Source organism: Pseudomonas sp. LD120 (assembly GCF_009861525.1).
In the GTDB taxonomy this organism is placed as follows: Bacteria; Pseudomonadota; Gammaproteobacteria; order Pseudomonadales; family Pseudomonadaceae; genus Aquipseudomonas.
In genome coordinates this window covers 2,426,896-2,450,063 of the sequence record NZ_WVHL01000005.1, presented here as the reverse complement: position 1 = coordinate 2,450,063, position 23,168 = coordinate 2,426,896, and the positions used below count along the sequence as shown (strand labels likewise).

The following is a 23,168-nucleotide window of genomic DNA, read 5'->3' as shown; positions in this document are numbered from 1 at the left end:
CAGGCACAAGATCTCCTCACTCACACCAAGCACACTACGCAGAACGCATTATCGGCAGCCCAGCCATCTGGATGAGAAGGACAAGCACGATGAGCTGAGCGGTGACCAGACCAGCTTATGCAGTTGAAGGCACTTCTTGAGCAAGAACTGAAGGCGAGACAGGCACCATGACCAAATGAGATATTTTTCCAAGCTGATCGAAGGGCTCGACGATTTGGCCGCAGCAAGAGTGTGCAAACGTACGCGACTTACCCAAAAAATCGAATGCAAGATCCTGCAACCACCCTGCTTTCAATCATTTGCGGCGAGCGAATATATCGCAACGTCGAGTTCAATTCAGACCCGCGCTCATCCTGAGTTTTTCGCGATTCGAGCGGATACCTCAACTTATGCCCGCAAGACGCTTCAGGCTCTCGATCGCATGCTCAGGCTCGTTATTGCTCATAGCAGCCGCTAAACGCATAAGCACCTGGTCACGACGAACCTGAAACTGCGGTAACACATAAATTGCACCAATCAGCTCACGCAATGAGATTGGCATCCCCCAATGCGCCTTAAGAGCGATAGCAAAGGACTTAGCATAGTCATCGCATGCCTGGATGACTGCACCGTCGTCCATAGGATTGCCTCGCTCCATCCATATTTGCGTTTGCTGCAAGACACATAATTCGCCAAGTCGATGCAGTATTGCCGCCGTCTGCAGGGCGCCATGCTCTACACCAGACTGCCGGGCTAATTGCACAACCCTTTCAGCCAGCCGTTCCGAGGCATCCAAATGCTCCTGAATGAAAACAGAGAGCAACGGATTTGCAGAACTGCCGGCGTGCCGCAATGCCAGAGCAATTGCCAGATTGAGGCTGGTGCGCCCGCCCAAGCGCTTAAGTGCATCTATCAAGCTCGTACAGCGCTGCTCCCCCACTAGATATGCTGGGCTGTTGGCTGCAGCAATCAGATAAGCACTGAGGGCGGGGTCGTGTTGCCACTCCTCGGCCAGCTCTCGAAAATTCAGCGGTGTACCTCGGGCGGCCAGCATCAACCGATCCTTGACCTTAAGCATCAACGGTAAATCCAGATCCGCGGCGGACCGACCGGACAAAAAAGTCTTCAGGTCCTCAGGAAACAGTTCATAAGCCACAGTCGTATCATCCGCCGGCAGCAGGCTCTCCAGGCACTCAAGCACTTTTGGCACGTCGAAGGGTTTGGTGATGTAGGCACTAATTGCCAGCGGCCTGATTGCCAGAACGCTTTCACGATCAGCACGACCAGTGATCATGACCAGCGGAGTGTTCTTATCGTGCTTTCGAATCAACTGCAACAGCGTCAGGCCAGAGTCTCCGGGAAGGTTCCAGTCGGCTAGTACCAGTTGATAGTTATGGCTCTGCCACCCGGCATAAGCGCTTTTGACATCTTCGTAACAGTCAACCTGTGCGCCAGGCCTTCTACTCAACACCAGCTGTTTGAGCAAACCTGCCAGCCAAGGATCGTCATCTACAACCATTACACGCATTGGCGTTCCTTTCCGAACCTTGAGCCTTCAACGAGATAAGCACATACCGCCGATACTCACATTACTGCCTCTCCCTGACCGTTCCTAATCCTGGGAGCTAGAATTTACGCCTCAGCCAAACATACTTTGTTTCGGCCTGCATTTTTTGCAGCGTAGAGAGCCTTATCTGCAGTATCGATAAGCGCATCGGCTTCTAGTTCAACACACGACGCTACGCCAGCACTGAGGCTGACATTGAAATCGCCAATCCCGCTGGAGAAGCTTATTCGCGAGAACTGCTGACGAATTTCGTCCAGGATCTGTACTGCTTGAGTACCACTGCACTCGGGCAGCACTGCCAGGAACTCTTCGCCACCGTAACGACCAATTGCATCGACTCTGCGCAGTCGCTGCCTGAGCAGGTTGGCGAGTGCCCGTATCACGTTGTCCCCAACCGCATGGCCGTGTAAGTCGTTGACTTTCTTGAAGTGGTCGATGTCCAGCATCACAATGCTCACAGGCTTACCTGTACGCAACGCACGCTCCCTCTCGATTGCAACCTGCTCTTTGATATCCGCGTGCTTGAGGAGCCCCGTCAGACTGTCGCGTGACAACGCATTACTGAGTAACCTCGCCCTTTGCGCCCTGGCAAAAACCGTAGCAACTAGGCTCTTGTCGGCGATAGGCTTGGTGACAAAGTCATCACCCGCCTTGAGCAAAGCATTCATCTGCAAGCCGATATCGGTTTCAGCCGAAAGATAGATGATGGGTATTCTGATCCAGTCATCATTGAAGCGAATCATCTGAGCAAGCTCGGGACCCGAGCAGCCTGGCATATTCACATCCAGCAGCAGCACCTCAGGATTGAATCGAGCAATCGTCTCAAGTATCCGGTTTGGCTCATTGATTACCTCAACCAGCATATTTGCGCTGCTCAGCACCAAGCGATAGTGACTGGCCAACTCATAGTCGTCATCGATGATTAACACGCGGTAGGGAGTCCCACCCTGCTGGGCGAAACATCGCTCAAGGCGATTCTCAAGCTTGGCCACATCAACAGGCTTGCTGAAAAAGCCGACGGCACCTAGGCGTGCCGCCTGTAGCTGAGTATCGAAGTCATTCTGCGTCGTCAACACCAGGAACGGCGGTACCTTCGGGAGACGAGCAAGCAGTGAGGACGCATACTCCAGACCACTCTGCTGAGTATTGCCAAGATTGACATCGACAATCAGTGCGTCTGGGCTCTGTCGAGCAATCGCTTCGTCAAGTTCGGCAGTGCTGACAAAGTGGCTGGCTTGATAACCGAACGTCGATAGCGTTCGACAGATACTCTCACCGACACTTTCCTCGTCCTCGAGTATGTAGATGAGATGGTAATCCTTTTTGGGGGTGCTGTTGCGTGGCAACTCAACAGCGCTAGGAGCCAAAATCATCGCTGCAGAAAGATCCGAGGTGCCTGCCAGCATCTGGATGTCATCAATAAATGTTTCGAGTCCCTTGCGTTGCAGCTCAAGGCTACTGAGCCATTGTTGCGACTGCTGCTCAAGCGAGCGAGCTTGATCGCCCAGCTCCTTGAAACCGAAGGTACCGGCACTCCCCGCCAGTTTATGTAGCTGGTTGCGCAGCTCCTGCAGGTGCTCAAGCTGTTCAGCTGGATCAGATGAGCGCTCTAATTGCCGCGCCCTATCTGCCAGTTGCGGTAGTTCTTCCTTGAGCCGTTTGGCGAACTGCTCGCCTAGTAGCCGCAACTGGGCTTGTAGGTCAGCCAATTGCTTCTGTCTATCCATTGGAACGACTCCAAATGGCACGTATCTGACTCGCCAACTGCATCGGATCGAAGGGTTTGATGATTACGTCACGTGCCCCGAGGCTCAGGTAATGCTCGACTTCTGAAGACTGTACCTTGGCAGTCATAAACGCCACTGGGATAACGTTGATATCCACCAGGTTCACTAATTGCTCAAGCGTCTGCGGGCCATCCATTCCAGGCATCATGACATCCAGCAGAATAAAGTCCGGCGCAAAACCCAACACCTGATCGATAGCGTCCTGACCACTGCTGCAACTCAGCACCTCAAATCCACCAACAGCCTCCAGAGCAACCTTGGCAACGATCTGAATGGAGGGGTCGTCCTCTACATGCAATATGCGCTTCAGCTCATGCATGGTTATTCTCCCTTGTCGGTAGTAGGCGAGCGAGCACATCAAGAAATGTCTGTGGCTCTGTTCGAGACTTGGCCAATGCCGCCTCGACAAAGCTGAGCTGTTCTGTCGAGAGCTCTGTCGAAGACAGTACCACTATCGGTAGCCCGGGATGAGCCTGATGGATCTCCTCAATCAGATTGAAGCCATCACCATCTGGTAGGTGCAGATCGAGCAGCACCAGATCCCATGTACCACATGCTAACTGCTGCCGGGCCTCCATGAGGTTGCCGGCGCCCTCGCACTCAGCCAGACCTCTGGCCTGCTCGGCAACAACCATACGCAGATCGGAGTCATCCTCAATATGCAGAATGCGGGACTTATTTCTCGGGTTGCCGAGTGACCGGCCTAGGCCGTTCAGCAGTCGCTGCGGGTCAATGGGTTTATCCAACCAGTCAACGATGTGCATACCCCCCTGGAGATTGAGCTGCCCTTGGTCAGCAGCGGCGGTTATGACAATAACAGGCAAGTCCTTCTTGCGTAGTAAACGCTGCATCTCCAATAGGACCTCAAAGCCGTGGCCATCAGGCAGACGCAAGTCCAAGGTCACGGCGGCTATATCGTGCCTGGCCAGGATATATCGCGCTTCAGCCAGATTTGCTGCCACTACTGCCTGATAGCCCCCCCCCTCGAGCATTAGCTGAAGCAGCCGGGCTACGTCAGGCTCATCTTCTACCACCAGGATTGTGGGGCGTTGCATGTCAATAAGTGGAGGGCTCTCGGCCAGCACCGGCAGCTCGAACCAAAACGTGCTGCCCTGGCCCTCGTGAGAGTCGAAGCCCACCTGCCCCCCCATGCGCTCGATAAGCTCCTTGGTGATCGCCAGGCCAAGTCCGCTGCCGCCCTTTTGCCGCTGATCACTGCTGTCTGCCTGGGAGAATTTCTGGAAAATATGCGGGTGAAAATGTTCGGGGATGCCCCGCCCATTGTCGGTGACGCTCACTCTGACACGCCCATCTCGAAGCGTGCTGTGCACCCGTACCGAAGCGCCGGAAGGAGAGAACTTGATGGCGTTGGACAGGTAGTTGGCGAGCACCTGTTGCAGCCGAAGCGCATCGGCACGTACCTTGACGGGAGGCATGGGATCAAGCACCAGTTGCACTTGATGCTGCTCAGCATAGGAGGCATTGCTGAGAAGAGCCTCATTGAGTTGCTGGTCCAAATCAAGGTTGGTGAACTCGAAACTGAGCTTGCCGGCAGCCAGTTTGTCCATATCGAGGAGATCATTAATCAGGTGGCACAGGCGCTGACTGTTCTGCTGGGCGATCTCCAACATGGGGCGCATGCTGTCGGGTACCGCGCCGAGTGCGCCACCGTTGACCAAACCCAGGGAGCCTGAAATCGAGGTCAGTGGCGTACGCAGCTCATGACTGACCGTTGATACGAAGTCATTCTTGAGTTGCTCGATACGCTTCTGCTCGGTCAAATCCATTGCAGTGCCGCTCGCGCTGAGCATATGCCCGGCAGGCGAGCATTGAATCAACGCTCGCAGAAGTACGGGCAGAGTCTGTCCGTCCTGCCTTATCAATCGGCACTCATGATTGAGGTAATGCTCTCTGACTCCCTCGGGTGCTACAAGCTGAGCACGAAGGGCCGCTACATCGTCAGCGTGAACCAGTTGTTCAAGGTCATTTAAGGGTGTCTGCGGCCCCTTCTCCGGATAACCCAGCATCTGCCAGATTTGACTCGAGGCAAAGAAATGACCTGCCTCTACGTCCTGGTCCCACCAGCCATCGTGCCCCCCCTGCAATACGCGCTGGAGCCTTGCCTCGCTTTGACTTAGCTGTGACGTCATGTCACTGGCCAAGGAGATGGCTCGCTGCTGGCCATTGGCAAGCACCTGTGTCAGGAAGAACAGGAGCAAACTGATCACGCCTCCCAGGCTCAGCAACAGTACCTGGCCTTGCTTGAAGGACTCGTAGAAACCTGGCTGCGTATAGAAGCTCACATAAAGTGGCTTGCCAAACAGCTCTAACTGCTCGGAGCGTGAAGGCTTGCTAGCCCGCTCAAGCCGCGGATGGCTGATGAATATCCTCTCTTCAGGAGAGGCCTTGTCTCCGGTGTAAAGGGCGAAGTCAACCTGCAACTCTCTACCATCAAGTATTGCCTGCATGAGGTCGGTCACGCGATAGGGGTTATACACAAAACCACGTAGAGCATCCCAACGCTCGACAGAAGAGTTCAACGAAGCTCCGGGCTGATAAACGGGGACGTACATCAGCAAACCTGCTTGCGCAGGCCCATTATTCTCCTGGAGAAGCGTAACTTTGCCGCTAAGTTGCGGGCGACCGGTTTCAACTGCCCGACTCATAGCTGCTCGCCGCGTAGGCTCGGAAAACATGTCAAAGCCAAAAGCAGCCAGATTTCGGCCGCTAAATGGCTCCAGATAGATGATCGATGTGTACAGATCACGCTTGCCTGCAGGTTTGATGGCGAACTCAGCAAAGCCCTGCTGGCGCACGCTCTCTTCAAATGCCTGCAACTGTTCCGGCCGCACGACCTGGCTATAACCAAGTCCGAGAATTCCGGGATAATTGGAATCCAGGTCCAAACGCTGCACATAGCGCCGCCAATCGTCACGACTCACGTCAGTACTGGCGTCGAAAAGGCCAGCCGCTCCCAGCAGGATCTGGCGATGATTGCTCATCCGTTTCTCGATCGCCTCCAGCACCTCGTTACCCAACTGCTGGAACTCATGATCTGCTGCCTGCTTTTGGACAGTGCTCAGCGCGAACCACGCTCCGAACGTGCCCAAGACGCTGCACAAAAGAACCAAAAGAGGCATGAACCTTGGCGCCTTGGCCAAGGTATGTTCCAGCATTGTCATAGCGTTTCATCCTGAAGTAGAGCGGGTAAGTCAATCCAAAAAACAGCGCCACCTTCGGGGCGTGGATGGAAGCCGATGGCGCCCCCCATACGCTCCATCAGCTCCTTGCTGATGGCAAGCCCCAACCCGGTGCCACCTTTCTGTCGGCGGTCACTGGCATCAGCTTGGGAGAACTTTTCAAAAAGACGATCCACAAAATCTGCAGGAACGCCCGGCCCCTGATCGGCGACCGAAACTCTGACGTGCCCGCCAAGCGCCTGCGCAGATAGGAGTACCCGACTACCTGCAGGGGAAAACTTAAGTGCATTGGACAGCAGATTGCTCAGCACCTGCTGCAAACGCACTGGATCTGCCATGACAGAAGTTACGATCCCTCCTGCATAGTCAATCTGAACATCATGCTGTCGGGCGAACCCTTGATGGCTAGTGGCACAATCGGTGAGAAAACTATCGAGATCCAACCGCTGGGGAACAAAGCTCATCTTGCCTGCGAGCAACTTGTCCATATCCAGCAGATCATCAATCAGCTGGCGCAGGCGCTGAGAATTGCTCTGGGCAATCAGCAGCATCTCTCGCATTGCATCTGGTACGGGACCCAACGCCTCACCGTTGATCAAAGCCAGCGATCCTGCAATGGAGGTAAGGGGGGTACGTAGTTCATGGCTGACGGTCGAGACAAACTCGCTCTTCATCTGCTCAAGATGTTTTCGCTGGGTGATATCAGTGATAAATCCATGCCAGAGAATGCTGTCATCGCTACGCCGCTGGGGCGTAGCCCGACCTTCCAGCCAGATGGGCCCCTTCGTAGGGTGTAGAAAGCGGTACTCCTGATGCCAGACGCTCAAGTTTTCCGCTGATGCCTGAATACTGGCAGTCACAGCGGCAAGATCATCCGGGTAGATGCGCGCGAAAACGAGGCTTGCATCTTTTTGCACGTCCTCGGGCTGCAGTCCATAGACATCCCTCAACCCCTCGCTGGCGTACGGAAAACAACTGCGCCCGTCAGAATGGAGCTGAAACTGATAGACCACGCCTGGAAGTTGTTCGGCGATATGCTGCAGGCGCTGCAGGGCTTCCTCGCGGTAGCTCAGGTCATTGAGGACGCATAGATAGCCCATTTGCTGACTGCCATCTATGGCAACCGGCGCCAGGCTGAACAGTACGGGAATGCGCTGCCCCTTGCGATGTCGCGCACTCGTCTCACGCTGACTCGCCTGTTCAGAGCCGCAGTTGATAGAAGCCCTGGCGGGATCAGGTTGTAGCTGACGATCCTCATCCGGTAGCACCAGCCCGAGACTTTGACCGATCAGGTCATCCACCTCATAGCCCAATAAAGGCAGCACCCCCGGACTGACCTGGCGGATCACGCCCTCCATGTCGGTGATCAGCACCGCAGTTCCCACGCTGCTCAAAATCGCTTTGTGCAGCGCCGCCTGCTCCCGCTGCTGGCGCGCCTGCAAGCGCAGCTCGAACAGGTTGATGGCCTGCTGCGCGAGCAGTTTGAGGGCGCCCTTCTGTTGAACATTGAGTTGACGTGGCTGGCGGTCGATCACACACAGGGTACCCAGATTATGGCCTTCGCTGTCAGCCAGCGGCATACCCGCATAGAAACGAATATCCGGGGCGCCGGTCACCAGCGGGTTATCCCTGAAGCGTGGATCCAGCAAGGCATTTTCCACTTCAAACAGGCTCTCGCCGTTGATGGCATGTGCGCAGAACGCCAGCTCTCGTGGTGTCTCACTGGCGTCGAGACCCTGTCGACTCTTGAACCACTGGCGCTCGGCATCTACCAGCGAGATGAGCGCAATCGGGGTTTCGCATAGCTGCGCAGCCATTGCGGTGATGTTGTCGAACATCGCCTCTGCCGGCGTATCGAGCAGCTCAAATCTGAGCAAGGCGGCAAGGCGGCGGCTCTCGTTAGACGGTATGGGAGGAAACCCCTGGGACTTGCGCTTCGTCATACCCTGACCACCTGATTGGCAATTGGCAGCTCCAACCAGAAGGTGCTGCCCATCCGTTCCTTTGACTCGTAGCCAATGTGCCCAGACATGGCTTCGATCAGCTCTTTGCAGATGGCAAGCCCCAGGCCAGTGCCGCCCTTCTGCCGTGCATCGCCACCATCGGCCTGGGAAAATCGAGTGAAGAGCCGGCTCCTGAACTCTTCTTTGATACCGATACCCCGATCCTTGACACTGATCCTCAACCAATCACTATCGACACTTGCCTTTAGTGTCACAACAGATCCGGGTGCGGAGAACTTGACCGCATTGGAAATCAAGTTGGCCAGAATCTGCGCCAGCCGCTGCCTGTCGATGGCTACGTGTACCTCGATAGGGCTACCGACGAGTTCGAGCCTAACCTGATACTCATTGGCATAAGGCTGGTTATGTGTGACGGCATCCTCAAGCAGCGGCCAAATAGGTTGTTCGCAAATGTCGTAGCGCATTTTTCCTGCCGCCAGCTTTTCCATATCCAGCAGATCATTGATCAGCTCTTGCAAGCGCGAACTATTGGACTGAGCGATTTGCAGCAGGGACTGCATCGCTTGCGGCACTTCGCCCAGAGCCCCGCCATTGATCAAGCCTAGAGAACCTGCAATGGAGGTCAGCGGTGTGCGCAGTTCATGGCTGACACTGGCAATGAACTCGCGTTGCATTTGCTGGAGGCGCAGACGCTCGGTAATGTCCTGAATATGCAGTATGCAGAGTGCACCCTCAGTCTCGGATAGCCCCAACCATGAGGCGCTGCACTCTACGTCGACAGGGTTCTGCTCACCATCCAGAAGCCGTATCCACCAGCCTAGCCGGGCTTGCGCGTTCTCTTGGGCGAGATGTTGGCGCAGTTTTACACGATCATTCGGGAGGCAGAAATCAGCCAGTGCTGTGCCAACCAACTTTTCGCGGCTGCGCTCAAGAAGTTGGCATAGCGCCTGGTTGGCCTCCAGCATCTGCCCTGAGGCGTTCAGCATTGCCATCCCTTGTGGCGCCAGATCGAAGGCTTGCATGAAATCCTGCTGACTCCTGCTCAGCGCCAGAGCCAGACTCGCCCTACGACGATGCAAATGCATCATCCAGGCGGTTAGCAAAGTGATAAGCAGGGCGAGGCTCCAGCCCAGAGTCCTGACAGGGGTCAAGGAAGCAATCGGCTGTGACGTACTCGAAACCTGAAGTTGCCACTGTGCCCCGGCCAGCGATACCGGCAAGCGAACGTTATCTCGCGTGGCTGAGGTTGCGACCGGTACATCAAAAGCCAGGAGGGCAACGGCGAGATCACGTTGGCGTGCCAGGACATCCAAGTCAGCGATAAGCCGGTCGTAATCAATGACGGTACTAATCAGCCCCCAATAGCGTTGATCCTGCAAATAGACCGGAACCCTGTAGATAAGCCCCTTACCGCCCTGTACCAGATTCAGGGGGCCATCCAGCCGAGGCTCCTTGTTAGCTATAATTTTCTGAATATGCGGCCACTGCTCGGCAAGATCGGGGTAGTAAATGCCCAGGGCCGATTCATTCCCCTCAAGTGGATAGAGGTAAGAAATTCGGTTATCGGGTGCCAATCCAATATTGCGGATGTAGCGTCCCTGGGTGAAAAGCCCACGTAACCAGGGTTGCAGTTCGGCCGCATCCAAGCGCCCCTGCTTTGCCGGTACATAACTCGCCAGCCCGCTGGCAAGGTGCAGCGTGGCATTCAGCTCAGCCAGAAGGACCGCCCTTATCTCGTAGGCCTGGGCACGCAGAAAACGCTGCTCTTCCTGATAGCGATTCTGGTTGTAGCGCCAGAGCCCAAGCTCAACCAGGCCGCCCGATGTCAGCAGTATGACCAGAAGCCATATCCCCGCCATAATCCTTGGCTCTTGGTTTGGCCGATTCAACAATTGTTCTCCACCGGTAGCTCCACCCAGAAAGTGGTGCCCTGGCCCTCGACGGACTCAAAGCCGATCTGCCCCCCCATTCGCTCAGTCAGCTCCTTGGTGATTGCCAGCCCAAGACCTGTACCGCCTTTCTGCCGGGTATTCGTGGCATCAGCCTGTGAAAACTTACCGAAGATGCGCGAGCGAAAGGCTTCAGGGATCCCCACGCCAAAGTCACGCACGCTTATGCGCACCCGTGTCTCGGCCGGGGCTGCAGAAATCTCAACATTAGTGCCCGGTGCAGAGAACTTGGCAGCATTGGAGAGCAGATTGGACATGATCTGCGCAAAGCGCTGCCTGTCCACACGCACCTTGACATCCAACTGCGGCAGCTTCATCTGCAGCGCAACCGAATGCTGCGTGGCATAGGGCTGGTTCTGCTCCATGGCCGCCTCCAGCAGTGGCCAGAGTTGCAGCGCCTGCAGATCAAAGGTCATCTTTCCGGCCACCAGCTTGTCCATGTCCAACAAGTCATTGATCAGATCTGCCAAGCGCTGACTGTTGCTCTGGGCGATTCGCAGCATTTCCCCAATCTGCACAGGTACCTCGCCCAGCGCCCCGCCATTGATCAGACCGAGAGCTCCGGCAATTGAGGTGAGCGGTGTGCGCAGCTCGTGGCTGACGGTGGAGACGAACTCGTTCTTCATCTGCTCGATGCGCTTACGCTCGCTGATATCGCGGATGACGGCAATAAAACGGCGCTGCCCCTGGAGCATGATCTGCGATACGGCTAGCTCCATGGTGAACAGCTCACCATTGCGCCGCTGCGCGAGTAGCTCCATACCTTTAGTCAGTAGTGCTGGAACGCCACTCTCTCGGTAGGCGATTAAAAGATCGTCATGCTGCTCACGGTATCGTTCGGGCATCAACATTTTAAAGTTCTGCCCTACCACTCCTGCTTTCGCATAACCGAAAATCTTTTCAGCCGCCGGGTTGAACGTCTCAATCAGTCCTGTCTCATCGATGGTCACGATGGCGTCGATGACGTTGTCCAGCAGAGTGCTGAGATACTCTTCACGCTCACGCAGACGCATCTCGGCCTCGAATCGCTCCGTAATATCCTGAATCTGCGAAACGAAGTGCAGAGGCAATCCCTGGGCGTCACGCACCAACGAAACACTGAGCAGAATCCACAGCACACTGCCGCGCTTGTCGATGTAACGCTTCTGCAGTTGATAGTCGGCGATCACACCATCCAGGAGCTGTTGCAGCAGCGCCAAATCCTTGGCCAGGTCATCGGGGTGAGTAATATGCTGAAAGTCGAGTTGCAGTAACTCTTCTCGGCTGTAACCCAGCATGCGACAGAGAGCGCCATTGACCTCGAGCCATCGCCCGTCAAGATTAACGATCGCCATGCCCTGGGGAGCAGTATTGAATGCGCCATTGAAGCGCCGCTCACTGACACGCAGCGCGTCCTCGGCAGCCTTGCGGTCGCTGATGTCCCAGATAAAACCGGATATCCAGAGCAGCTCACCGTTGGCGTCATACTCCCCTCGACCTCGCTCTCTCACCCAGACACAATGACCATCGACATGCCGGAGTCGGTAGGTGAGCTCGAACTGTTCATGCCGCTCAATGGCCGCGACAGACTGATGGGTGATGTGCAGATCATCAGGGTGCACAACACTGGAAAAGCTCCGTACACGGTTGTCAATGAAGTCACTGGCCGGATAACCAGTCAGACAAGCGACTTCATCACTCATGTAACGCATGGTCCAGTTGGCATCGTTCTCGCAGCGATAGACAACCCCGGGCAGGTTGGCAACAAGTCCCCGGAAACGGTTTTCGCTCTCCTGCAACGCTCTGGTAGTGTACTCCAGTTCGGATATATCACTGGCGGTGCCTAAGAAACCGGATAGCGTGCGCTGCCTGTCGAATATGGCACTCACCGTCAGGTTCACCCTGCGCTGAGTTCCATCCTTGTGCACGTAAGTCCACTGTCGCGTTTCAGGCTCTCCCTGCCGCGCCAAATGGACGAAAACCTCGAAGCCACTGATCTCGCGGCCTACTTGCTGTGACAGCTCGCGCCCGCGTTGCCCAACCTCATCGCTCAGGTGAATTAACGCTGGAGTCTGGATACCAACCATTTCCTCAGCTGTATAACCAAGTAGGCGTTGAGCTCCACGATTGAACAGCGTGATCAGTCCATCTGGAGTGGTGGCGATCACACTAACGCCGGTAGCCGAGTCGAGAATCGCCTGCAGTTGAGCACTGGTTCGGTGGGTCTCATCCTGCTGCGCGCGCATCTCGGTGATGTCGGCATGGGTGCCGCACATCATCAAAGGCTTACCTTCATCGGTCCAGCTCACCACCCGCCCGCGGTCATGCACCCAAACCCAGCGCCCCGACTTGTGGCGCATACGGCACTGATAGTCATAAAAGGGCGTTTCACCCCTGAAGTGGCACTCAAGACGTTCAGCCGACTCACCAAGGTCATCGGGGTGAGCGTGGTTTAGCCAGGTATTGATGTCGACGGGAGACAGTTCCTCCAGGCGGTAACCGATGATCTCAGCCCAACGTTCATTGAAAGTGGTTTCACCCGTCTGAACGTTCCACTCCCATGTACCGATGTTGGTTCCATCGATAAGAATAAGTTGCATACTGTGGGCGCCCAAAGTTAGATGGTGTCCCCATGGACATTGACGCTTGTTCTTATTAGAGATTTCACTTGCCTACCGTCGAACACATTCACTTCAGTCCGCATGACCTTTCTGTCAAAGACCGCCTGATTTGTTGGCGCTGATTGAAAACTGACCCACCCTGCCGATTGAAATTTGACCCAGGACGGATTGCTGATTTTTGCCCCAGCAATTGTGGATAAGCTTAGCAGCAGTGTTCCGATTGAAGACGCATCAAGCCCCACCGCATGTATGCATGCAGTAGGGCATTTATGGTTCCGATCAAAATGGCTCATCGTCCTCGACATCATCTCCGTCCTTGCGCTTTCGTTCCCGTGACTTGATCTTTGTCTGGGCGGCCAAGGTGCTGTGTTGTAGGCGGTAGGACTCGTTGCCCGTTTCGACGATGTGGCAGTGATGTGTCAGCCGATCCAACAACGCGGTGGTCATCTTGGCGTCGCCAAACACACTCGACCATTCCGAGAAGCTGAGGTTGGTGGTGATGACCACGCTGGTGTGTTCGTACAGTTTGGACAGCAGGTGAAATAACAGGGCACCGCCGCTTTGGCTAAAAGGCAAATACCCCAACTCATCCAGTATCACCAGGTCTGTGCGCAGCAGTGCCTGGGCGATTCGCCCTGCCTTGCCATCGTACTTTTCACGTTCCAGCAGATTCACCAGATCCACCGTGGAGAAGAAGCGCACGCGTTTGTTGTGGGCCGTGATTCCGGATACAGCCAAGGCACTGGCCAAGTGTGTTTTCCCGGTTCCAGGGCCGCCGATGAACACGACATTCTGCGCGGTTTCAGTGAACGCTAAGCTGGATAGATCGCTGACCAGCCGGGCATCAGCGCTGGAAGCGCTGAAGTCAAAGCCAGCTAAGTCACGGTGCATGGGGAGTTTTGCCATGTTCATCTGATGATTCACCGAGCGCACCGCGCGATCCGCATGTTCCTGCTGAAGCAGATGTTCCAGCAGCCATTTCGATGAAGCCGTCGACGCTGTTCCTTGAGAGACCAGTTCTTCCCAAGCACTGGCCATGCCGTGCAGGCGAAGTTCTTTGAGTTCAGTCATTAGGTCACGCATTGCGATTCTCCTCATCGGTCGCACGGAGCCGGTCGTAGCGTGCCGTATTGGCAACAGGCGCGACCTTGAGTTGCAGGCTGGTTTCTACACTGGGAGGTAGTGCGGTGGAGGTCAGCCGGGCAAGGACATTGAGGATGTGATCGGCGCTCAGACTTCCCGATTCAAGTACCAGCTCCACCGCCACCAGCACAGGTTCGAGCCCCGCAATTGGCACAGCAGCCAGTACCTGCATCATGATTCGATCACCGTTGGTGTGACGCCTCAGTCCTCGTTTGAGAAGCCGTAACGGTTTTGGCAGATCAGCAAATGGCGCACCGTTGCGCAATGCACCAGGCTTGCGTTCGATGAGTGGGATGTAGTGCTGCCAGTCAAAACTGACCTGATCTCGATCAAAGAGGCGCTCGTGACTGGCGATCACCGTTTCGTCAGCAATGACCACGATCCGCGAAGGGTACAAACGGCTGCTGACCCACTGGCCGACGCGCTCACACGGCACGGAATAGCGATTTCGCGCCACGCTGATCAGGCAGGTGCTGGAGACCCGCACGGTACGCTCGACGTAGCCATCAAATGCCGTCGGCATTGGCATCATTTCGACCTGCTCCAGCTCCAAGACCTCGGCCACCGTCAGCCCGTTGTACTGCGGATGCACCAGTTCGCTCCAGAGCGACCGACAACGTTGGCCGAGCCAGACATTCAGTTCCTCGAAGGAGTGAAACATGCAGTTCTGAGCATCGAGCCAGATTCGTCTCCGGCTATCCTGCACGTTCTTTTCGACGATGCCTTTTTCCCAGCCAGAGGCCACGTTGCAGAAGTCCGGATCGAACAGATAGTGCGCGCACATCACGGAAAACCGGGCGTTGACCGTGCGGCCTTTGCCTTTGTTAACCTTGTCGACAGCTGTTTTCATGTTGTCGTAGATGCCGCGACGTGGCACGCCACCCAACGCTCCAAACGAACGTGTATGGGCATCAAACAGCATCTCGTGGCCTTGGCTGGGGTACGCAACCAACCAGAATGCGCGGCTGGCGCACAGCTTCATGTGGGAGACCTGGATACGTCGAAAAAGACCACCGATCAGCAGACCTTCTTCGCTCCAGTCAAATTGAAAGGCCTCACCGAGCGCAAACGTCAGCGGTACAAAAGCGCGTAAAGACTTGCCTTGCTCGCCTCGCCAAGAGCGCACAAACGCCGTGAGCTGGCTGTAACCGCCGTCATAACCCTCGGCTTTGATCTGCTCAAAAAGTGCTTTGGCGCTCCTGCGGTTGTGCTTTGGGCGGAACGAATCGGCCTTGAGCGCCTGCTCCAGGGTCTCGTGAAAAGGGCTGAGCTTATTGAAGGTTGCGCACCGTTGGTACGCTGGCTGAGTGGCTTCGGGCGCTCTGACCCATTTTCGGATGGTGTTTCTCGACAGCCCGGTACGCTTGGCTATCTGATGCAGCGAGAGCTTGTCGCGGAAGTACATCCGCCGGATTTTTCCCAACATTTCCATGCTGATCACCCTGTGTTCTCCTGCTCGAAAAGTGAGCAGAAGCAGTTGAACACCTGGGTCAGTTTTCAGTCGGCAGAAGAGCCTCTACTGGGTCAGTTTTCGGTCAGCGGCAACATTACAGCAGCTTACGAGTGAGCGTTTTGTCAGCCCCCATGGAGACAAACGAAAGGCTGAGATCGTTCGGCTGATTTCGCCAGAGGATGCGAAGAAGATGATTGGTTTGGCAAAGAAAGGCGCGGTCGCCTGTCGCCCGATCATTCTTGGCGTTTGTTCGAGTCGTGAACCTTGTCCGTACGGCGGAATTGACAACATTGCTCATTGCGGGGGCGGTGATTCAGAGGATGCAAAACCTTGCCCTGACGTGCTGTATGACTCAGAACGATTGGGCGCGGTAGATGATCTTGAACATGTACTCAAAGAGCGGCTTGCTAATGCTCAGAATGGAAGTCCGCTAATGGAATCGTTGATGGCTCAACAGCGAAGCGTAGAGAGCTTCCGTCGTGTCGTAGGGAGCAGAAATGGACGTTGAACTCCCTGCTCGCCGCAGCGCGGCTGATCAATATCGTGATGCTTTTGAGCGCCTGAAACTCGATAGGCCACAGCTTCTACCGAAGGGGACACCGGTCACTCAGAACAACGTGGCCAAAGAGGCGGGGAGCGATCCGTCGGCGCTTAAGAAATCTCGTTTCCCGAGTCTCATCGCAGAGATAAAAACCTACGTGGAACAACATGCGGAGGAGCGACCTCCTTCGTTGAACAAGGTAAATCTTCTCGCACGCCAGAAAACCCGCGCCCTGCGTGATCGGATTGAGCAAGTTGCCCGGCAGCGCGACCAACTCGCAAGTTTATTGAGCGAAGCGGATGCGAAAATCATTGAGCTGTATGACCGTATCGCTGAGCTTGAGCGGCAGTTACCTGCGTCAAATATAATTTCGTTGGATCCCCGCGGGCCGAGAAAGCTTTGAGATAACAGCGCGCATTCAGCTAGTCGCCTGGGAGTAGGGGCTGGCCTATTCCGACCACTTTGCTGCTCAACCTTGATGCGGCGAGCCGGAAAGAGCTGAGCGCTCTGCTAGATTGAGGCATCTCAGCCGGCAGCTCCGGGCTAGAGGCTTCCTGGCTACTGAATGCGATCCGCCGATGGAAACAGGCAGCTATCGGCCAAAACCGGTCAGTCGCCACAGGCAGAAATCGGCCATATCCTCAAAAACTCGGGGTTGCATGAAAAATTATACGTTTCGACTTCGTGAAGCTTGGGGAGGTCAAATGGCAGTCTTGCCTGCATCTTCGTCTTGGGCGCGCATTGCGTTAACCCGAGTATGCAGAAAATCCACAAAACGCATCGATAGCGAGTTGCGCGAGACGTTGCTCGGCCAGACGGCGTAAACACCAGCCGAGGACAACTGCCAATCCGGCAGCAGTTCGACTATTTGCCCGCTTGCTAGTTCTTTGAAAACGAAAAAATCAAGCGACGCAAAAGCCCCAGCGCCGGCCAGTGCAAAGCGTTTGGCAGTTTCCGCGTGATTCGTAGACAGGCGTCCTGCTATCGGCACACGGTACGTGGCGTTTTGAGGCCCCGTTAAATCAATGAAGCTCGGCAGCATAGTTTCGTAGACCCATGGCCAATTGAGCAGGTCGGCCGGATGTTTTGCTACGCCCATGCGCTCGATCAGTTCCGGTGCAGCGCACAGGCGCCGCTGTACAGTGAACAACTGGCGGGCGCGAAGTGCGGAGTCCTTTAGCCAGCCTATGCGGATCGAAACATCAAATCCTGCTTCAATCTGATTCTTGCGGTCATCGTCTAAGCACAGCTCCAACTCCACTGCTGGATAGGCGTCCGCGAACGCCAAAACATCGTCTACGAATGGCCCTGAAGCCAGCATGGCAGGCGCGCCAATACGTAAGCGGCCCTTAAGTTCACTCTGCCGATTGGCCACGCTATTGAGGCCTTCTTCGGCGGCATCCAAGGCGCGCGCGCAGGCCTCGTGAAACACGCGACCATCGTCGGTGAGCGACAGTCGCCGAGTGGAGCGGTACAGCAACGCGCAGTCCAGTCGGCTTTCCAACCGAGAAACGTGGTGGCTAATGACTGACGCTGACAACCCTAGCCGCGTAGCCGCCCCTCGAAATGACCCCTCCGCGACCACGGTGGCAAAGACGGCCATGCTACGCAGATCATCAATCATTGTTCGATTTTATGAGTTAAAGAAACTCAATTGTAGCAACTAATAAAACATGGCGTGCCCTGCAACAATCTTATTTCTCAGCAACACCGATCATTAATTCAAGATAGGGCACCCAGCATGAGCATATCTCCGCAGAAGGCAGCGCCAGCCCCGACAGTGCTCGGCGCCGCAAGCACCAGCGAGGCACCTGTTCGGCGCAAGCCGATACTGCGCCCAGTCAGCGTGCGCGCTATTGAAGACCTCGGTCCGCGGATGCGCCGCGTGACTTTTTTCGGCGACAGCCTCGAAGGCTTCGGCCCTGCCAAGCCGGGAAGCCACATCAAACTGTTTTTCGGTGATCTGCCGCTCGACTGGCAGCCGCAGCCGGGTCAGCCGCGTCCAATAGCGCGTACTTATACCCCCCGACACTTCGACCCAGTACGCCGCGAACTGGTGATCGACTTTGTCCGCCACGGTGAGGGCGTGGCAGCGCAATGGGCGGAGCAAGCAAGAATTGGCAGTACGTTGCTGATCGCAGGGCCAGGGGGTGGACAGGTATTTCCGCAGGAGCTTCGCCATTTGCTGTTGCTAGTTGATGAATCGGCCTTGCCGGCGGCGGGCACCATCCTCGACCACTTGCCGGCGCATTGCTTGGTGACGCTGTATGCCGAAGTGTCCGACGCTGCCGATCAGATCAACCTCAGCGAACGGCCTTCGACAGACGTGCGCTGGTTGCACCGGTTGCCCTCGCGCGCCGCACCCGGCAGCTTGCTGCTGCAGACGGCACGCAGTCTGAGTCTGCCCGAGGGAGCCATGTGCTGGGTCGCTTGCGAGGCGACCGCCATGCGTGAGATCAGGCGCGTGTTACTGAACGAACGCAGCCTGGAGCGCACACTACTGGTGACACGCGGTTACTGGAAAGCTGGCGCGAGCGACCACCCTGATCACGATATGGGTGAATGAGGCCCGCAAGAATTCTAATCCATTTCCGCGCGTGCCACTGCGCCTCAGCCAAACAGGAGTATCACCATGCCCATACTGAACACCAACGAGTCCGAGGTCCTCAAGCTGAAGGGGCTTCACTTGTACCACGCCAACATATCGAACTGTTCAATGCGCGTGCGATGGCTGCTGGATGAAAAGGGGCTGAGCTGGACCTCTCACGAAGTGAATTTAGGGCGCCAGGAGAACCTGGAGGATTGGTATTTAAAAATCAATCCCAAAGGACTGGTGCCCGCACTGGTCGACAACGGTGTGCCTGTGACGGAGTCGAACGATATCCTGTTCTATCTGGAGAAGAAATTTCCACAGCCTTACTTCACGCCCGAAGGCCAGACCGAGCAAGAGGCCATGAACGACTGGGTGGATCTGGCTACAAAAATACACATGAAGGCCATCAAGACCTACGTATATGGGACCATGGGCGCTGCCACGAAAAAACGCTCGGATATGGCGAGGTACGCCGAGATCGAGCCGGACAAGGAGCTGGTGAAGTTCCACCAGAAAGCCCTCGACGGCTTTTCCAGAGAGGATCTCGAAGCAGCTGTTGACCTGCTCAAGTCCGTGTTTGCCCGTATGGAAGCCCGTTTGAAAGACCATGAATATCTTGTCGGGGATCGAATGAGTCTGGCAGACATTGCCTGGGTTCCACAGCACGTATTGCTGTCCCGGGTAGGGTTCGATTTCTCACCGTATCCCAGCATCCCTGCTTGGGCAGAGCGTTTCAGTCGTCGTCCCGCTTACAAGACCGCCATCACGGACTGGCTGCCCAAAATTCCCATGTGGTTGATGGTTCCGGTGATGAAATTAGCATCGTGGTGGCGGGGTCACTTTACCAGCTGAGCAGCGTGACACCTGTTCACTCGCCTCAACGCGCTTTCAACCCATATTCAGGCAGAACTACCATGTTTCGAAAAATCGTAGCCATCCTCATGTTCGTTTCATTTGTCGCCATGTCGACCTCGGGCCTGTTGATGTTCGTGATCAATCGCACTTCGTTCACGCTGCAAATGCACCCGGTGCACAAGGTGTTTGGTCTGGTTTTGGTGCTAACCGCACTGGCGCACATCACGCTTAATTTCCGCAGTTTGAGAGCACACGCCAAGGCACGCGCCGCCGCTATCACTGGGGCGATGCTGGTGGTCGCACTGGTTGGCCTTTATGCGGTGGCTATGAGCAATAGCGTACCAGCCGACACGGCCGCAGCACTTGACGCACTCGCCCAAAAGGCCGAACAACAAATGGAAGGCCAGTAGCCCTTGCATTACAGCAAGTAGCTCGGCCATTCGTGGCTTAGCTACAAGCAAGGCAGGCAGAAACTACCATCGGCAACAGGCTAGGATTTTCACTCCCCTCGCTGGCCAGTCAGGGTCTACCGCGACGGCCTGAACTCTAGTTCTGAGCGGTACTAAAAGTGGGAGGATTACCGCGGGAAGTAGACCTGCGTCGGCTGATCTAGGAACAGGTTAGGCGAGATATTCCACAACTTCTGGCCCTGTAGCCAGTGAACTCGTCTCAGCCCGGTCGGCTATTCCAGCTACTCAGGAAGTGTCTGGCCGCGCAGCCCAAACAGAGCCGCAATGTGTCCTCTTGGGGCTGGGGTCAGCATCAGTAGCGGTGGTTCATTGGCATTGTTCACACTGCGCTTGAGAGCTGCTTCGTACAGTGTGCTCATCAGCGATTGCCGTTGCGCCTCAGCAACCACTCCCCCTCCCTGCGCAGCAAGCCATATCACTGCCCCACGACGTAGCGCTTGGTAACGAATCGCACCACCTTGGTGTTACCGCGCACACATAAAAGACGTTCCGCAGACGTAAAAACACTCAATAACGCCTTTAATTAAAGACATGGCATGATATTAGCCTGTGTTTAATTACTTTATTGTTGAACAATCTAGTCGCTGCGTAATTTCCATCAAACTAGGATACGAACATGCAAAAAGGTCTGATAGGCAAGAAAACCAAGCGTAACCTGACGCTGACGATCGCCCTGGCTTGCGTGGCGCCGCTACTGTCTGCCGCAGAGATCAAGGGCACGCTGAACCAGGGGGAACTGCTGGTAGGCTCCGACCTCACCTACCCGCCCTACACCTATCTTGAGCAAAAGCAGCCAGCAGGCTTCGACCCTGAGTTTATGGCGTTGATGGGCAAGCAACTAGGGTTGGAGCCGCGCTTCCTCGATACCCGTTTCGCCAACCTGATACTGGGCGTCAATGCCCAGCGCTTCGACCTAGTCGCCTCGGCGCTGTATGTCACCCCGGAGCGCAGCAAGCAGGTGGATTTTCTCAGCTACCTAAAGACCGGTTCCTCGCTGATGGTGCTCAGCACCAGCGACTTCAAGCCACAGCAACCGGAGGATCTTTGTGGCAAGCGTGTGGGCTCAATCATGGGCGCGTCTTGGATTCCGAAGCTCAACAAAGTTTCCGCCGAGCACTGCCTACCCTCAGGCAAGCCGGCAATCCAGTCCCGTGAATTCCCGACCTCGCCCGAAGTGGCTCAGGCCCTGCTGGCCCATGCGATCGATGTACAGATGGAAGACCCTGCGGTAGCCAAGATCACCGTAGAAAAACTGCAGGGCAGGACCATCATCAGCTCCAAGGAACTGATCTATCCAGTGGTCATTGGCCTAGCCGTGAGAAAGAACAACCAGGCACTACTGGAGAAGCTGACCACTGCTTTCGCCCAGATCAAACAGAGCGGTAGCTACGGCGAGCTGCTCGCCCGCTACAACCTGGCCGAACCGAGCGCCAAAGAAATCCGAGCAGCGCTAGGCACCAGCGCACCATGAGACACCGCTATTGGGCGTGCCCAATAGCGGATACATCGATCTTTTCCTGCTTGCACAAAGATCACAGCAACGTGGAGTAAGAACATGCAATTCGATTGGCACTACACCTTGAGCCTGTTTTGGAACGGCGACTTCTGGCGAGCCGTGGCGACAGTGGTCGAGCTGAGTCTGGAAACCTGGCTGCTAGGGATCGTTCTCGGCTTTTTCCTGGCCCTAGCGCGACAGTCGCAGCGGCGCTTTCTACGTGACGCGGCAGGTCTCTACATCTGGTTTTTTCGCAGCCTGCCGCTACTGGTTCTGCTGATCTTCGTTTACAACCTGCCCCAGGTGTTTCCTTCCACCAGCGCGCTACTTTCCAATCCCTACTCGGCAGGTCTTATCGCCTTGGTGCTCAGTGAAGCCGCGTATATCGCCGAAATCCATCGCGGCGGCCTGCTGGCGGTGGTCAAGGGGCAGCTGGAAGCGGGCAAGGCGCTGGGCGTCGGTTATCGCGGCGTACAGCGACTGATCGTGGTACCCCAAGCGTTGCGCGTAGCCTTGCCGACCCTGGCCAATGAATACATCACCATTGTCAAGTTGACCTCGCTGGTCTCGGTTATTTCGTTGTCGGAAATTCTCCTGGTGGGCCAACAGCTCTATACCCAGAATTTCCTAGTCATGGAGACCATGTTCGCGGTGGCCTTCTACTACGTGTTTATCGTCACCGTTTTCAGTCGTCTGTTGCGCCTACTGGAGAATCACCTGGACGTAACCCGACGTAAACCGAAGAGCATCGCCACTGCCGAACTAGGGCAGGTAGCGACCGGGGGAGTCGCCGACCAGGCCAAGCCAGGCGAGTTTGCCCTGCAGGCGCGGGGCGTACGCAAGTCTTATGGCGCGCTGGAGGTACTCAAGGGCGTCGATCTGAATGTGCGCTGGGGCGAGGTGGTGTCGATCATCGGCCCATCAGGCTCGGGCAAGACCACGCTGATCCGCACCATGAATGGCCTGGAAAACCTGGATCATGGCGAAATCACCCTGCAAGGCTTACCGTTCCTGCGCGGCACCAAGGAGCCGGGGGGTGCCCTGGGTAACAAGGTGCATATGCAGGGTATCGTGCATGTCGGGATGGTCTTCCAGAGCTTCAACTTGTTCCCGCACAAGACAACCCTGGAAAACGTCATGCTCGCACCGGTCTATCACGACCATGGTGACGGCGAAGAACTGCGCTTGTTGAGCCTGGCACTGCTGCGCAAGGTGGGCATGCTCGAGCATGCCGGCAAATACCCTCACCAGCTTTCCGGCGGCCAGCAGCAGCGCGTAGCGATTGCCCGGGCGCTGGCGATGCGACCTTCGGTCATGCTGTTCGACGAGCCGACCTCAGCCCTCGACCCTGAGCTGGTCGGCGATGTACTGGCAGTGATTGAAGAACTGGCCCGCGAAGGCATGACCATGGTGATCGTCACCCACGAAATGAACTTCGCCTTCAAACTCTCCGATCGAGTGATCTTTATGGAAGACGGCGAGATTATCCAGAACGCCCCGCCGCAAGAAATGCTTGAGCAGCGCAGCGAGCGCATGACCAAGTTCCTCAAAGACGTACAACTGGCGTAAGCC

The 23,168-nt window shown here is 55.9% G+C and carries 16 protein-coding genes and 1 pseudogene; 7 read left to right on the top strand and 10 right to left on the bottom strand.

Features of this window, described 5'->3' with window-relative positions:
- Window positions 1–382 precede the first annotated feature (382 nt).
- The 9 genes from PLD_RS25595 to istA form a co-directional block, all read right to left on the bottom strand.
- Entirely contained in the window at window positions 383–1,507 is a 1,125-nt protein-coding gene (locus PLD_RS25595; RefSeq protein WP_159897484.1) for a response regulator, read from the bottom strand.
- A 104-nt stretch (window positions 1,508–1,611) separates the two neighbouring features.
- On the bottom strand, window positions 1,612–3,273 hold the full coding sequence (locus PLD_RS25590) for a diguanylate cyclase (RefSeq protein ID WP_159897483.1): 1,662 nt from the start codon (window positions 3,271–3,273) through the stop codon (window positions 1,612–1,614).
- Entirely contained in the window at window positions 3,266–3,652 is a 387-nt protein-coding gene (locus tag PLD_RS25585) for a response regulator (RefSeq protein WP_159897482.1), read from the bottom strand. The genes PLD_RS25590 and PLD_RS25585 overlap by 8 nt, the downstream gene beginning before the upstream one ends.
- Entirely contained in the window at window positions 3,645–6,515 is a 2,871-nt protein-coding gene (locus PLD_RS25580; protein WP_159897481.1) for a CHASE domain-containing protein, read from the bottom strand. Before PLD_RS25580 ends, PLD_RS25585 begins: the two co-directional genes overlap by 8 nt.
- Window positions 6,512–8,476 (bottom strand): ATP-binding protein, encoded by a 1,965-nt coding sequence (locus PLD_RS25575; protein WP_159897480.1) that lies wholly within the window; start codon window positions 8,474–8,476, stop codon window positions 6,512–6,514. The genes PLD_RS25580 and PLD_RS25575 overlap by 4 nt, the downstream gene beginning before the upstream one ends.
- Complete coding sequence (locus tag PLD_RS25570; protein ID WP_159897479.1) at window positions 8,473–10,356, bottom strand: ATP-binding protein; 1,884 nt, start codon at window positions 10,354–10,356, stop codon at window positions 8,473–8,475. Before PLD_RS25570 ends, PLD_RS25575 begins: the two co-directional genes overlap by 4 nt.
- Window positions 10,357–10,382: 26 nt before the next feature.
- Window positions 10,383–13,025, bottom strand: a complete 2,643-nt coding sequence (locus PLD_RS25565) for a PAS domain S-box protein (protein WP_256674761.1) — start codon at window positions 13,023–13,025, stop codon at window positions 10,383–10,385.
- 300 nt (window positions 13,026–13,325) lie between these two features.
- Complete coding sequence (istB, locus tag PLD_RS25560) at window positions 13,326–14,129, bottom strand: IS21-like element ISPsy20 family helper ATPase IstB (protein WP_044311019.1); 804 nt, start codon at window positions 14,127–14,129, stop codon at window positions 13,326–13,328.
- Window positions 14,122–15,621 carry an IS21 family transposase gene (istA, locus tag PLD_RS25555; RefSeq protein WP_159898161.1) on the bottom strand — a complete coding sequence of 500 codons (1,500 nt, stop codon included), beginning with the start codon at window positions 15,619–15,621 and terminating at the stop codon, window positions 14,122–14,124. The genes istB and istA overlap by 8 nt, the downstream gene beginning before the upstream one ends.
- Before the next feature lie 115 nt (window positions 15,622–15,736).
- Between istA and PLD_RS30970 the strand changes: the two are divergent.
- Both PLD_RS30970 and PLD_RS25545 read left to right on the top strand, forming a co-directional pair.
- Window positions 15,737–16,150: pseudogene (locus tag PLD_RS30970) on the top strand (hypothetical protein); the annotation flags it as partial.
- The gene (locus PLD_RS25545; RefSeq protein WP_057387491.1) at window positions 16,140–16,586 is read left to right on the top strand and encodes a hypothetical protein; all 447 of its coding nucleotides are present in this window, start codon (window positions 16,140–16,142) and stop codon (window positions 16,584–16,586) included. The pseudogene PLD_RS30970 and the gene PLD_RS25545, both read left to right, overlap by 11 nt.
- A gap of 297 nt (window positions 16,587–16,883) precedes the next feature.
- Here the strand turns inward: PLD_RS25545 and PLD_RS25540 are convergent, their stop codons facing one another.
- Window positions 16,884–17,807, bottom strand: coding sequence for a LysR family transcriptional regulator (locus tag PLD_RS25540; RefSeq protein WP_159897478.1), 924 nt, complete (start codon window positions 17,805–17,807; stop codon window positions 16,884–16,886).
- 117 nt (window positions 17,808–17,924) lie between these two features.
- Here PLD_RS25540 and PLD_RS25535 point away from each other — a divergent pair, with 117 nt between their 5' ends.
- The 5 genes from PLD_RS25535 (at window position 17,925) to PLD_RS30965 (ending at window position 23,165) form a co-directional block, all read left to right on the top strand.
- Window positions 17,925–18,749 (top strand): siderophore-interacting protein, encoded by an 825-nt coding sequence (locus tag PLD_RS25535; RefSeq protein WP_159897477.1) that lies wholly within the window; start codon window positions 17,925–17,927, stop codon window positions 18,747–18,749.
- Between the two features lie 66 nt (window positions 18,750–18,815).
- On the top strand, window positions 18,816–19,628 hold the full coding sequence (locus tag PLD_RS25530; protein ID WP_159897476.1) for a glutathione S-transferase family protein: 813 nt from the start codon (window positions 18,816–18,818) through the stop codon (window positions 19,626–19,628).
- Between the two features lie 62 nt (window positions 19,629–19,690).
- Window positions 19,691–20,041 carry a hypothetical protein gene (locus PLD_RS25525; protein ID WP_159897475.1) on the top strand — a complete coding sequence of 117 codons (351 nt, stop codon included), beginning with the start codon at window positions 19,691–19,693 and terminating at the stop codon, window positions 20,039–20,041.
- Between the two features lie 676 nt (window positions 20,042–20,717).
- Window positions 20,718–21,572 (top strand): ABC transporter substrate-binding protein, encoded by an 855-nt coding sequence (locus PLD_RS25520; RefSeq protein ID WP_159897474.1) that lies wholly within the window; start codon window positions 20,718–20,720, stop codon window positions 21,570–21,572.
- An 84-nt stretch (window positions 21,573–21,656) separates the two neighbouring features.
- Window positions 21,657–23,165 (top strand): amino acid ABC transporter permease/ATP-binding protein, encoded by a 1,509-nt coding sequence (locus PLD_RS30965; protein ID WP_159897473.1) that lies wholly within the window; start codon window positions 21,657–21,659, stop codon window positions 23,163–23,165.
- Window positions 23,166–23,168: the final 3 nt, after the last annotated feature.